The 12,892-nt window shown below is 51.7% G+C and carries 10 protein-coding genes and 2 tRNA genes; 8 read left to right on the top strand and 4 right to left on the bottom strand.

Annotation, left to right across the window (positions count from 1 at the left end; all coding sequences use genetic code 11):
* Nucleotides 1–23: 23 nt before the first annotated feature.
* Together HOJ08_09370 and HOJ08_09365 are read right to left on the bottom strand one after the other, a co-directional pair.
* Nucleotides 24–99: transfer RNA gene (locus HOJ08_09370), tRNA-Asn, on the bottom strand.
* Between the two features lie 191 nt (nt 100–290).
* Nucleotides 291–364, bottom strand: a tRNA-Cys gene (locus HOJ08_09365).
* A 238-nt stretch (nt 365–602) separates the two neighbouring features.
* On the opposite strand from HOJ08_09365, the gene HOJ08_09360 reads away from it, so the two are divergent.
* From HOJ08_09360 to HOJ08_09325, 8 genes are all read left to right on the top strand, one after another.
* Nucleotides 603–1,256: a protein-L-isoaspartate O-methyltransferase gene (locus tag HOJ08_09360; GenBank protein MBT5673640.1), complete on the top strand. Its 654-nt coding sequence runs from the start codon at nt 603–605 to the stop codon at nt 1,254–1,256.
* An 8-nt stretch (nt 1,257–1,264) separates the two neighbouring features.
* Nucleotides 1,265–2,581: a TolC family outer membrane protein gene (locus HOJ08_09355; protein ID MBT5673639.1), complete on the top strand. Its 1,317-nt coding sequence runs from the start codon at nt 1,265–1,267 to the stop codon at nt 2,579–2,581.
* A gap of 239 nt (nt 2,582–2,820) precedes the next feature.
* The gene (locus HOJ08_09350) at nt 2,821–3,525 is read left to right on the top strand and encodes a DUF2497 domain-containing protein (GenBank protein MBT5673638.1); all 705 of its coding nucleotides are present in this window, start codon (nt 2,821–2,823) and stop codon (nt 3,523–3,525) included.
* Nucleotides 3,526–3,595: 70 nt separating this feature from the next.
* Nucleotides 3,596–6,247 carry a valine--tRNA ligase gene (locus tag HOJ08_09345; GenBank protein ID MBT5673637.1) on the top strand — a complete coding sequence of 884 codons (2,652 nt, stop codon included), beginning with the start codon at nt 3,596–3,598 and terminating at the stop codon, nt 6,245–6,247.
* 238 nt (nt 6,248–6,485) lie between these two features.
* A complete protein-coding gene (locus tag HOJ08_09340; protein ID MBT5673636.1) occupies nt 6,486–6,938 on the top strand; it encodes a (2Fe-2S)-binding protein in 453 nt (150 codons plus the stop codon).
* A gap of 3 nt (nt 6,939–6,941) precedes the next feature.
* The gene (locus tag HOJ08_09335; GenBank protein ID MBT5673635.1) at nt 6,942–9,152 is read left to right on the top strand and encodes a xanthine dehydrogenase family protein molybdopterin-binding subunit; all 2,211 of its coding nucleotides are present in this window, start codon (nt 6,942–6,944) and stop codon (nt 9,150–9,152) included.
* 117 nt (nt 9,153–9,269) lie between these two features.
* The gene (gene ilvD / locus HOJ08_09330; GenBank protein ID MBT5673634.1) at nt 9,270–11,003 is read left to right on the top strand and encodes a dihydroxy-acid dehydratase; all 1,734 of its coding nucleotides are present in this window, start codon (nt 9,270–9,272) and stop codon (nt 11,001–11,003) included.
* Between the two features lie 14 nt (nt 11,004–11,017).
* Nucleotides 11,018–11,530 (top strand): damage-inducible protein DinB, encoded by a 513-nt coding sequence (locus tag HOJ08_09325; GenBank protein MBT5673633.1) that lies wholly within the window; start codon nt 11,018–11,020, stop codon nt 11,528–11,530.
* A 39-nt stretch (nt 11,531–11,569) separates the two neighbouring features.
* Here the strand turns inward: HOJ08_09325 and xth are convergent, their stop codons facing one another.
* Together xth and erpA are read right to left on the bottom strand one after the other, a co-directional pair.
* Entirely contained in the window at nt 11,570–12,358 is a 789-nt protein-coding gene (gene xth, locus HOJ08_09320; GenBank protein MBT5673632.1) for an exodeoxyribonuclease III, read from the bottom strand.
* Between the two features lie 75 nt (nt 12,359–12,433).
* A complete protein-coding gene (gene erpA, locus HOJ08_09315; protein MBT5673631.1) occupies nt 12,434–12,808 on the bottom strand; it encodes an iron-sulfur cluster insertion protein ErpA in 375 nt (124 codons plus the stop codon).
* Nucleotides 12,809–12,892: the final 84 nt, after the last annotated feature.

Genomic DNA, 12,892 nt, shown 5'->3' with positions numbered 1-12,892 from the left:
AGACCGAACCCTTTATCTTGAAGTGGCTCCCCGGGCCGGACTCGAACCAGCGACATGGTGGTTAACAGCCACCCGCTCTACCAACTGAGCTACCGGGGAATAAACACATTGTATAACTGCGCGGCCTTATACCAAAAGCCCTGAGCTGATGCTAGTCCAAACGTCGTCATCGGCACAAACATCGTCAAAACATGTCAATATCTTACGCTTAACAAGTCTCAACTTGTTTAATTTTTCAAAAAGCCCGGGCTTTATATCCGGCTTTTTTTATATGTCAGAGCGGGGGGAATTGGAGGCCGGAGCCGGAATCGAACCGGCGTAACAGGATTTGCAATCCCGTGCATCACCACTATGCTATCCGGCCGCCTGATAGACCGTACGTTGCCAAAAAGGGCAGGCAACAATTGGGCCCAGAGATATAGGGCCCGGCCTGTTTATGGTCAAGCCCCGTAAGTCACCCGACACTGGCCAAGCACAGATAAGACGCAACATTTCATCAACCATTTCATTGTATTCACGTGTGTTGCCAAGTATATAGGCCGGGGTGGGGTTTGTGGCCCCTTAAGATTAATGCTGCTGATTGGAAGACTGGGTCTCACATGATAAATTTTGATGTTGCCCGCCAAAACATGGTTGAAAATCAGTTACGCCCCAACGGGATAACTGATGAACGTGTGCTTACCGCGATGGGTTGCGTTGCGCGTGAATGTTTTATCCAACCATCCCATCAGGGCATTGCCTATGTGGACGAAGACATTTCCCTTGGGCAGGGCAGATATTTGATGGAACCCATGGTTATGGCCCGGCTGCTCCAGGCAGCAAATATTGGCCCCGATGATGTTATTTTGGATATTGGCTGTGGATCCGGATACACAGCGGCTGTCTGTGCCAACCTTGGTGCCACGGTCGTGGCCCTGGAATGCGATCCCACCCTTGGGGCCAATGCCACCCGCATCATGGAAGAAAAAGAAATAGACAACGTTGTTGTCATCGAATCCCCACTAAATGAGGGCTTTGCGGCACAGGCACCCTATGACGTGATTATATTCAGCGGTGCGGTCCCGGAAATTCCTCCGGCAATTTTAAATCAATTGTCTGATGGCGGCCGGCTTGCAGCAATTGTGTCAAAGTCTCAGGGTTTGGGACATGGCACTTTGGCGCAAAATGAAAATGGAACCATCGGACAGCGTGTTTTGTTCGATTCAGCTCTGCCCCTTTTGCCAGATTTTGAACCCAAACCCAGTTTTGTTTTTTAGGTGAGTTGATGAATGCATGTGATCGTTTTGCGGGCAGCCTTCTGATAGCCGGACTTATTTGGGCGAGCCCCATCTCCAATGCCGGGGCTGAAACCATTATTGAATCTCTGGCCAAGGCCTATGCCACCAACCCTGAACTCCTGAGCCAACGCGCAGCGCTTCGCGCCGTTGATGAAGAAATTCCCCAGGCTTTAGCCAATTGGAAACCGACCATCGAGATTACCGGTGAAACCGGCGTTGAACAGGTTGATTCGAACACATCGACGGCAACCCGCCACCCAAAAACAGGGACGCTGTCCATCACCCAACCCCTGTTTCGTGGCTTTCGCACCCTAAGTGAGACCCGCCGTGCCAAAGCGCGGGTTGCATCGCAACAGGCCAATCTCCATGCCACAGAACAAAGCCTTTTGATCAAAGCGGTCGGGGCTTATATGAATGTTGTTCGTGATAAAGCCGTTTTGGAATTGAACCAGCGGAATGAACGCCGGGTTGCCCGCCAGTTACAGGCTGCCAAGGATCGCTTTCAGGTAGGCGAAATCACCCAAACTGACGTTGCCCAAGCCGAAGCGCGCCATGCAGGTGCGAAGGCCGACCTGATTAGGGCTCAAGGCACCTATGTCAGTGTTATTGCCAATTATAAAAGAATTATCGGTGATGCGCCGGGCACTTTGAAACAGCCGACCCTTAAACTTGAGCTGCCAAGCAATTCAGAAGAAGCCATAAGCCTTGCAGAAAATATCAATCCAAACGTCATCCAGGCCCATTACAATGTCTTGTCGGCCGAACACAATATTGGCTTGATCAGAGGCGAATTATTTCCGGAACTGGAACTGGAAGGTACGTACACCAAAGAAGAAAACACATCCTCTTCTGTCACAAAGCGCGATACAGCCGAGCTGATGGCAAAATTGACCATTCCCCTGTATCAGGCGGGGGATGTCTATTCGCGGTTACGGGCATCCAAGGAAACCGCCATCCAGCGTCGGGAAGAACTGGACAATGCCAAACGCGTTGCCATTGAAGGTGCGGCCACTTCATGGATCAAGCTGCAAACGGCACGGGCGATTGTCGACTCTTTCCGGGCCGAGGTGCGCGCCAACAAAATTGCGCTGGACGGCGTGCAACGCGAAGCACTGGTCGGTTCGCGCACCGTGCTTGATGTTCTTGATGCAGAACAAGAGCTGCTGGATTCAAGGGTCAGCCTGGTGCGATCAGAACGCGAAGAACTGGTTGCCCGGTTCGAGCTGAAACAATCCGTCGGAACGTTGACCGCAGAAAATCTTCAGCTTCCCGTTACGTTCAATGGTGAAAAAAAAGGAAAATAGGAAAATGCTGGTTTAATGCCTGAAAATCGCCTGAATGATTGGGGTTTTTCAGAATTTCCGGCATCATTTTGGAAATAAAATGACATATCAAATGGTTGATGCGCCTAAATGTTTACGATCCTTTTATTATTTTGTTACATTGCTTTAGGGGCATTAACCATAATACCTTCACAAAAGGACACTCTACGCCACGTTTCAATTGATCTTCGATTGATGTGTGGCAGCGACCGGACTGGAATATGAGCGAAAAGGAAACAGATCAAGAGCCGACGATGGAGGAAATCCTTGCCTCCATCCGCCGCATCATTTCTGAAAATGATGAAGAAGGTGGAGAAGGCGAAGCGGCTCCTGAAGGCGAGGGCGAAGCAGCTGTAAAAGCAGAGGCCGCACCCGAAGACGCTGAAGCTGCGCCTGAGGCTGAAGCTGCCCCTGAACCCGAAGCCGCCGAACCAGCAGAGGAAGCCGCCCCTGAGCCAGAGCCAGAACCCGAAGTTGCTGAAGCAGCACCGGAAGCAGCCCCAGAGGCCGCAGAAGAAGAAGTTCTTGAATTAACAGACGTTGTTGAAGAAGAACCAGAAGCAGCAGCGGAAGAAGAAACACCAGAGCCGGAACCTGAACCAGAAGCAGTCGCTCCTGAACCTGCGCCTGAACCAGCACCAGCACCGGTCCCTGATCAGCTTGAAGCCGGCATTATATCGATATCGGCGGCAACGGCTGTGGCTTCGACCTCAGCCCTTGGCCAATTGGCCCAAGCCCTTGACCAGGAACCCCAGACCACGGGCAATATGGGCATCACGGGTCGTGGAAATACCCTTGAGGACCTTGTCCGTGACATGCTAAGGCCCCTGTTGAAGGATTGGCTTGATGCTAATCTGCCGGAATTGGTGGATCATCTTGTCAAAAAAGAAATCCAGCGGATGGTCAACCGGGCTGAAGACACGTAAAATCAGCCCCTTTGCACCACCCGTCCGAGGTGGTGTTTATTAATTTTTAAAAAGACTGGAACCCCCAGCAATGCTGGAAAAAACTTATCGGCCAAACGAGGTCGAGGCACGACATTACGCACAGTGGGAAAAATCCGGCGCCTTTGCTGCCAACGGTTCCGCGTCTGGCGATCCCTATACCATCATGATGCCGCCTCCCAATGTGACGGGCAGCTTGCACATTGGCCATGCACTGACCTTTACGCTGCAGGATATTCTAACCCGCTACAATCGCATGCGTGGGCGCGACACGCTGTGGCAGCCCGGCACCGATCATGCGGGGATTGCCACCCAAATGGTGGTGGAACGCCAATTGGAAGAAAACGGTATTTCCCGCCACGATTTAGGGCGCGGTGGCTTTGTCGACAAAGTCTGGGAATGGAAGGCCCAATCGGGCAATACCATCACAGAACAATTGCGCCGTCTGGGCGCATCGCCTGACTGGGCACGGGAACGCTTTACCCTTGATGATGGCCTGTCAGAAGCCGTGCGTGAAGTCTTCGTAAAACTTCATCAAGAAGGGCTGATTTATCGCGATAAACGTTTGGTCAATTGGGATACCAAACTTGGCACCGCTGTCAGCGATCTAGAGGTTCAGCAAGTCGAGACAAATGGCCATCTATGGCACTTTAAATACCCCGTAGAAGGCATTGATAATAAACATATAACCATTGCCACAACTCGGCCTGAAACCATGCTGGGTGACAGCGGCATTGCGGTTCATCCCGATGATGATCGGTACAAGGATTTAATCGGCAAAAACGCCATTTTGCCCATTGTTGGCCGGACCATTAAAATTGTTGGCGATGACTATGCCGATCCGGAAACTGGCTCTGGTGCCGTCAAAATCACCCCGGCCCATGATTTCAACGATTTTGAGGTCGGCAAGCGTCATGATTTGGAACGGATCAACATCCTTGATGCCAATGGCTGTCTCAACGATGGCGTCCCCGAAGCTTACCGGGGCATGGACTGCTTTGAAGCCCGCAAAAAAATCGTCGCTGAAATGGAACGCCTTGGTTTGGTTGAAAAAATCGAAGACCACCAACATGCGGTGCCCCATGGGGATCGGTCTGGAACCGTGTTGGAGCCGTGGTTGACCGATCAATGGTTTGTCGATGCTGAAACCCTGGCCGGACCTGCCATCAAGGCGGTCGAAGACGAAAAAATGCGGTTTGTGCCAAAACATTGGGAAAACACGTATTTTGAATGGATGCGCAACATCCAGCCCTGGTGCATTTCCCGCCAAATTTGGTGGGGACATCAAATCCCGGCATGGTATGGCCCGGACGGCACCGTTTTTGTGGCCAAAGACGAAGCAGGTGCCCAAACCCAGGCAGATGCGCATTATGGAACCCAAACCCCCATCATTCGTGATCCTGATGTGCTTGATACATGGTTTTCATCCGCCCTTTGGCCCTTTTCTACGCTGGGCTGGCCGGAAAAAACAGATGCGCTGGAACGCTATTATCCAACAGACGTTTTGGTAACAGGGTTCGACATTATCTTTTTCTGGGTTGCCCGCATGGTGATGATGGGCCTGCACTTCATGGACGAGGTCCCGTTCAAGGATGTCTACATCCATGCCCTGGTGCGTGATGACAAGGGCCAAAAAATGTCAAAATCAAAGGGCAATGTCGTTGATCCGCTGGAACTGATCGATCAATACGGCTGTGATTCCTTGCGCTTTACCATGTGCGCCATGGCGGCACAGGGGACAGACATCAACCTGTCAGAGGCAAGGGTTGAAGGATACCGGAATTTCACCACCAAACTTTGGAATGCCGCCCGTTTTGCAGAAATGAACGAATGCCGCCCCATTGATGGCTTCGATCCGGGGTCCGTCACCCAACCGGTTAACCGCTGGATCATCACGGAATTGATGGACCGCGAAAAAGACATTTCAGGCACGATTGAAGCTTACCGGTTCAACGAAACTGCGAATGCGCTCTATCATTTCACCTGGGGCAGCTTTTGTGACTGGTATCTTGAATTGATCAAACCCGTGCTGATTGGCGATGACGAAGCCGCCAAAGCGGAAACCCGCGCCACCTGCGCCTGGGTTCTGGATCAAATTCTGAAAATGCTGCACCCCGTTATGCCCTTTGTCACAGAGGAACTCTGGGAAAAACTGGGGACCAACCGGCAATCTGCCCTGATATCGGCCGACTGGCCCGAATTTCAAGACTCATGGCGTGATCCTGTTGCGAATGATTCAATCAATTGGCTGATAAAGCTGGTTTCTGAAATTCGCACCGTTCGGTCTGAAATGAACGTGCCCGCAAAAGCCAAAATTCCCCTGCTGGTCAAAGATGCCAATGGGACCACCCTTGAACGCCTCAACACCCACGAAACCGCCATCTGCCAATTGGCGCGTATTGAAACGATTGATGCGCTTGATGGGGACGTTCCCAAAGGGGCCCTGCAATCTGTTCTGGACGAAGCAACCCTTATCCTGCCCATTGCCGGCATCATTGATCTTGATGGGGAAGGGGACCGGTTAAAGAAGGAAATCGCCAAGGCCGAACAAGAAATGGCGCTGGTTGAGAAGAAACTCGCCAATAAAGGCTTCGTTGAAAAAGCCCCGGAAGCGGTGGTTGCAGAAAACCGCGAGCGTCTGGCTGAATATACCGCCCAGAAAGAAAAGCTGACCGAAGCGCTGGTTCGCCTGAAATCACTTTAAAGTCGTTATTTGCGCATGTTTTTGCGTGACAGGTTTCCCAATCAGGCGTAGCGTTTTGACCATAGAAGCGGGGGTTAACCCGCGTCGGTCGCGGGGAGACCTAAAAGCATCCAGTTTGCTTTGTTTTCAGTTTTTTATTTCACGACCTCTCTGATGAACCGTTAAAATTGACTCAAAAATTGGGTTATGGGGCTGCGCTTGCGTGGCGGAGACAAACATTCAGATGAGGCATTCAAACATGGTGGCATTTACCCTGAACGGCAGAAAGGTATCGGTTAAAACCGAACCTGAAACGCCGCTGCTTTGGGCAATCCGTGAACACCTGCAACTAACCGGCACAAAATACGGTTGTGGTGCAGGTCTCTGCGGGGCTTGTACGGTTCACGTCAATGGCAAGGCGGTTCGCTCTTGTCAGACGGAGGTTTCTTCTATCGCTGGAAAGCGCGTCGTGACCATTGAGGGATTATCTGAAACATCGGACCATCCTTTGCAAAAGGCATGGGTCGCCGAAGAAGTTCCCCAGTGTGGCTACTGTCAATCGGGCCAGATCATGAAGGCCGCAGAGCTTTTGGCCAGCAACGCCAAGCCCAGCCGCGCCGAGATCATTGCCCATATGGATGGCAACATCTGTCGTTGTGGCACCTATACACGCATCATCAGCGCCATCGAGCGCGCATCGAAGGGGGCCTAGATTATGACCGACACATTAATCAAAAAATCCGCCCTTAAAAATGCCCTCCCTGAACTGAACCGCCGTGGTTTCATGAAAGGCGCCAGCGGGCTTAGCTTCGCACTTGCCTTTGGTGCCGGTGGCACGGCGCACTTGCTAACCCCGACAGAAGCCAAGGCTATCCCCGGGCATCTGGATATTTCCGCATGGGTTCGCATTTCGCCTGACAACACCATCACCATCAAAACGCCTGGTGCCGAAATGGGCCAAGGGTCCATGACCAGCGTGCCGTTGATGCTGGCCGAAGAAATGGATGCCAATTGGGATCATGTTTTCCTTGAATGGGCTCCGGCCAATCCAAGGGTCTATGGCTATTCCCGCATGCGACGGGGAAAAATTCAATATGGCATGACCATTGTCGGGTCACGGGCCGTGATGATGTATCACAAGCCCATGCGCATTGCCGGTGCTCAGGTTCGCAAGGTTCTGATGGACAGTGCCGCCAAAGAATGGGGCGTGCCTGTGTCACAGGTTCGCACAGAGCCCAATCTGGTGATCGGGCCTAAGAAAGAACATCGTCTGACCTATGGCCAAATCGCAGCCTTTGCCAAACCACCAAGGCAAATGCCAAAGATTTCAAAATCAGACTTGAAGAAAAAGAGCGACTTCCGCCTGATCGGTAAATCTGTGCCCCGTCGCGACACACCGGAAAAGGTCAATGGCACCGCACAATACGCCATCGATGTTCAGGTTCCGGGAATGGTTTACGCATCAACGGTGCATTCACCCATTCAAGGGGGCCGGCCAAAAAGTTGGAACGAAGCCGCACTTAAAAAATTGCCGGGCTTTATCCGCACGGTGAAACTGAAAGAAGGCGTCGCAGTCATTGCTGATAATTATGAACATGTGCTCGCTGCCCGGGTTGCCATTGAGATCAAATGGTCAAAGGAAAAGGCAAAGGGTTACGATTCAGAATCCACCCTTGAAAAGGATTACGCTAAAAAATTAATGAGCTCTAAAACCAAGAGCAAAAAAATCGTGTCCAAAGGCAAAGATAGTGCAACGTTCAAAAATGCGGCCAAAACCTACAGCGCTGATTTCCGTAGCGATTACGGCTATCACGCCCAGATGGAACCGCTTAACGCCGTTGCCCATGTTCAAGGCGACCGGGTTGAAATTTGGGAAGGCACCCAGGGACCAGGACGGTCTGTTTCGGCCATTGCGCGGGCCTTAAAATTCAAGAAACACCAAGTCACCCACCACCAGCAATATATGGGTGGCGGTTTTGGGCGACGCTCCAAGGGCGATTACACCATTGAAGCGGCACTGATTTCCAAAGCCATCAAAAAACCGGTCAAGATGATCTGGACCCGGGAAGAGGACATCAATTACGGCATGTTCCGGCCCCAGTCCTTTCAGCATCTTGAAGCGGCACTTGATGGATCAGGAAATCTGGTTGGCTGGCGGCACGGGATCATCGGTGATGGTCGCAGGCTGCTTTCCGGTGGTGCTAAAATTAGCAAGTACTACAAAGTCCCGAACCAATTGGTCACCGAAAAATCCAGTGGCAAACACGGCATCCGCACCAAACATTGGCGCGCCGTGGCCCATGTCTTCAACGTCTATGCCATCGAATCATTAATCGATCAAATTGCTGTTGGCCAAGGCGTTGACCCGCTGGAATATCGCCTCAAACATGTGCCCGTCAATAAAAAGGCCCGGAGTGTTTTGGAGAAAGTCGGCAAGATGTCTGACTGGAAAGCCAAACGCCCCAAAGGACGTGCCATCGGCCTTTCCATGACGGAACGTTCTGGATCACTGGGCGCACAGGTTGCGGAAATTTCCGTTGATCGGAAATCAGGCAAGATCAAGGTCCACAAGGTTTGGTCGGCCGTTGATGGCGGGGTTGTGGTTCAGCCAGATGCAGCCACCCGCAACATCGAAAGTGGCGTAATGTACGCCATGTCTTCTTTGTTGAAGGAACGGGCCACCATCAAAAATGGCACTGTTGAACAGTCCAATTTCAACGATTATCACGTGTTGCGCATGTCTGATGCGCCAGAAGAACTGCACGTGGAATTCCTGGATCGCGACACCAAACCCACAGGCCTTGGCGAAATCGGGGGTCCCGGAATGGGGGCTGCCATCGCCAATGCGTTCTTTGCACTGACTGGAAAGCGGCTTAATCATATGCCGTTTACAGAAGAACGGGTATTGGCTGCCTTAAAAAGTTAGAGGAAACGCCAAAATAATGGCAAAAGGGTCGCAGATTAATCTGCGGCCCTTTTTTTATTCTGACTTTTTTATATGCTATGAACCAACACCTAACGTTTTGCTTAAAGAGGATTTCCCATGCCTGATGATACCAACCCGCGCTTCGACAAAAACAAACTGCCCTCGCGCCATGTGACCGAAGGCCCAGAACACGCACCACACCGGTCGTATTATTACGCCATGGGGTTATCGGAAAAAGAAATCCACCAGCCATTCGTTGGTGTTGCCACCTGCTGGAACGAAGCAGCCCCTTGCAATATATCGCTGTCGCGCCAGGCACAGGCCGTTAAACGCGGCGTCGCCGGCGAAGGCGGCACCCCGCGTGAATTCACGACCATCACCGTCACCGACGGCATCGCCATGGGCCATGAAGGGATGAAATCATCTCTGGTGTCCCGTGACGTGATTGCAGACTCGGTCGAACTAACCATGCGTGGGCATTCTTATGACGCATTGGTTGGTCTTGCAGGGTGCGATAAATCCCTGCCCGGCATGATGATGGTGATGTTGCGCCTGAACGTGCCCGCCGTATTCATGTATGGCGGCACCATTTTGCCCGGTAAATTCAAGGGCAATGATGTCACCGTGGTCGATGTCTTTGAAGGGGTCGGCCAACACGCCGCTGGCAACATGTCTGATGAAGACCTCCATGAACTTGAATGCGTTGCCTGCCCATCTGCCGGGTCTTGTGGGGGTCAGTTCACGGCCAACACCATGGCCTGTGTTTCCGAAGCCATTGGTCTGGCCTTGCCGGGATCAGCGGGCGCACCCGCACCGTATGAAAGCAGGGATGAATATGCCGAAGCATCGGGCAAGATGGTGATGGAACTTTTGGAACGCAACCTTCGCCCGCGCGATATTGTCACCCGCGCAGCACTGGAAAATGCTGCAAAGGTCGTCGCCGCCACTGGGGGGTCCACCAATGCCGGGTTACATCTGCCCGCCATGGCCCACGAAGTGGGGATTGAATTCAACCTTGATGATGTCACCAAAATCTTCAAAGAAACCCCCTACATTGCCGATTTGAAACCGGGCGGGCGTTACGTTGCCAAAGACCTGTTCGATGTCGGCGGCGTGCCTGTGGTCATAAAAACCTTACTCGATGCTGGCATCCTTGATGGCAGTTGCATGACTGTCACGGGAAAGACCTTGGCCGAAAATCATGCGGACGTCGAATTCCCTACAGATCAAGATGTGATCTATCCAGCCACCAGCCCCATCACACCAACCGGTGGGGTGGTCGGGCTAAAGGGCTCCCTTGCGCCTGATGGTGCCATCGTAAAAGTAGCCGGCATGAAGACCCACGTCTTTGAAGGCCCTGCGCGGTGCTTTGATTGTGAAGAAGATACCTTTGCCGCCGTGGTCGAAGGCCGCATCCAGGACGGCGACGTGATCGTCATCCGATACGAAGGCCCAATAGGGGGCCCCGGCATGCGTGAAATGCTTTCCACGACTGCTGCGCTTTATGGTCGCGGGATGGGCGAAAAAGTCGCACTCATCACCGATGGTCGCTTTTCCGGAGGCACCCGGGGTTTTTGTATCGGCCATGTCGGGCCTGAAGCCGCCGTTGGCGGCCCCATTGGCCTGTTGGAAGACGGCGATATCATTTCCATCAATGCCGATATCGGAACCCTTGATGTCCAGCTGTCTGAAGCCGAACTGGCGGAACGCCGCAAAAAATGGAAGCCACGGGTGAACAATCATCAATCCGGCGCGTTATGGAAATATGCCCAACTGGTTGGCCCTGCACACGAAGGGGCCGTAACCCATCCGGGTGCAGAAAAAGAAACTCATGTTTACGCAGATATTTAAGGGGGAGCGCCAAATTGTCCGCATCACTTTTATCAACGCTTGAGAACTATGGCCGCTATAACCGAATGGCCAATGAGCTGCTCTATGAATACTGCTCTACCATTCCAGAAGATGTTCTGAACAAGGAACGTCCCAACACAAAACACAGCATCTTTGGCATTCTGAATTATGCCATGGTTGTTGATCGCGACTGGATGAACCGGTTTCGCGGTGATAACATTGAAAATGTCGCCCGCGATGAAATCCTTTATTCAGACTTTAAAACGCTAAAACATGCGCGCGCCGAAGAAGACGAAAGAATTGAAGACTTCGTCCAGAACATCACAATCGTCTTTCTGTCTGCACAGTTCCAATACAAGGATTCCGAAGGACAGTTCCGTCGTGATGCATCCGATCATCTGGTGCTTCATATGTTCAATCACCAAACCTATCATCGGGGCCGGGTGGCACAAATATTATCAGAAATGGATGAGGGCGCTCCGGTGCTCGATTACCATATTTTGTTAAACGGCCGACGGCGGGACTAGCACCACATACTGGTTTATTTGGGCGTGAGTTCACAAATATTATTTGGGCGTGAGTTCACACCACACAGGCGTATGATCCGATGCCCGTTCCAGACCACGGGGTTTTTTGTCGATATCGCATGCGGTTAACAAATCGGTTGCTTGCGGGCTTAGCAACAAGTGGTCGATGCGAATACCATAATCCTTCTGCCACGCACCCCTTTGGTAATCCCAAAACGAATAACGCCCCAATTCTGAATGCAGGGCACGGAAGGCTTCTGTGTAGCCAAGGTTCAAAATGGACCGAAATTTTTGTCGGGTCTCCATCCTGAACAAGGCATCATCGCGCCACGCTTCTGGGTCCCACACATCGGCATCTTCCGGGATGATATTATAATCACCCGCCAACACGACCACTTCTTCATCCGCCAACAAATTTTTGGCATGGGTTTGCAACCGATCCATCCAGGCCAGTTTGTAATCGTATTTTTCAGTATCCACCGGATTGCCATTGGGCAAATAAATGGACCCCACACGCAAAACGCATCCATCAACGTCCGTGACAGCCTCAACGTATCGGGCCTGTTCGTCCTGATCATCGCCGGGCAATTCCGTGATCACATCTTCCAGCTGGGTTTTAGAAAGGATGGCAACGCCGTTATAGGTTTTCTGACCCGCAACGGCGACCGAATAGCCTGCATCTTCAATTTCCATGCGCGGAAAATTGTCTTCAATGCATTTCAGTTCTTGTAACAACAAAATATCGGGCTCAGCCGTCTTCAACCAATCGAGAACATGGGGGAGGCGAACCTTGATGGAATTAACATTCCAGGTGGCGATCTTGACCAAAAAACAACTCCGAATTTGATACCAAAAAAAAGGGCCTGCACATGCAGACCCGTCACTGTAGCAAGCCAGCCCCGATCAGCCCACGGAAAAGGAATTCCCGCAGCCACACGATGAAACAGCATTGGGATTGTGTACCTTGAATGCCGCCCCAACCATTTCTTCCAGATAATCTATTTCTGAGCCGCTCAAGAACCCAAGAGAGGTTTTATCAACAACCAAGGTGATGCCGTCTTTTTCAATGATGATGTCATCTGCTTTGGCACCATCATCGAATGAAAATTCATAGGCAAAACCGGAACAACCGCCACCATCAACCGCAACCCGCAATACGCGGCCCACATGTTCTGGTTCAACAAGCAGCTCTTTGATGCGTTTTACGGCACCCGCACTGACGACTACAGACTCAGGATTGCCCGTTGGATTGCCAGATGAATGAGAGGTTGGTTCCATTTTGATCTCCGTTCTAATCCTTTATCTAATAATCATTCGCAATTTGTCAATTAACAATTTTTGGCAAGCTTGGTTTTTCCCGGT

This window comes from Rhodospirillales bacterium (genome assembly GCA_018666775.1).
In the GTDB taxonomy this organism is placed as follows: Bacteria; Pseudomonadota; Alphaproteobacteria; order SMXQ01; family SMXQ01; genus JABIXC01.
Note: the sequence above shows the minus strand (reverse complement) of the source record. Positions and strands in the feature narration are given on the sequence as shown.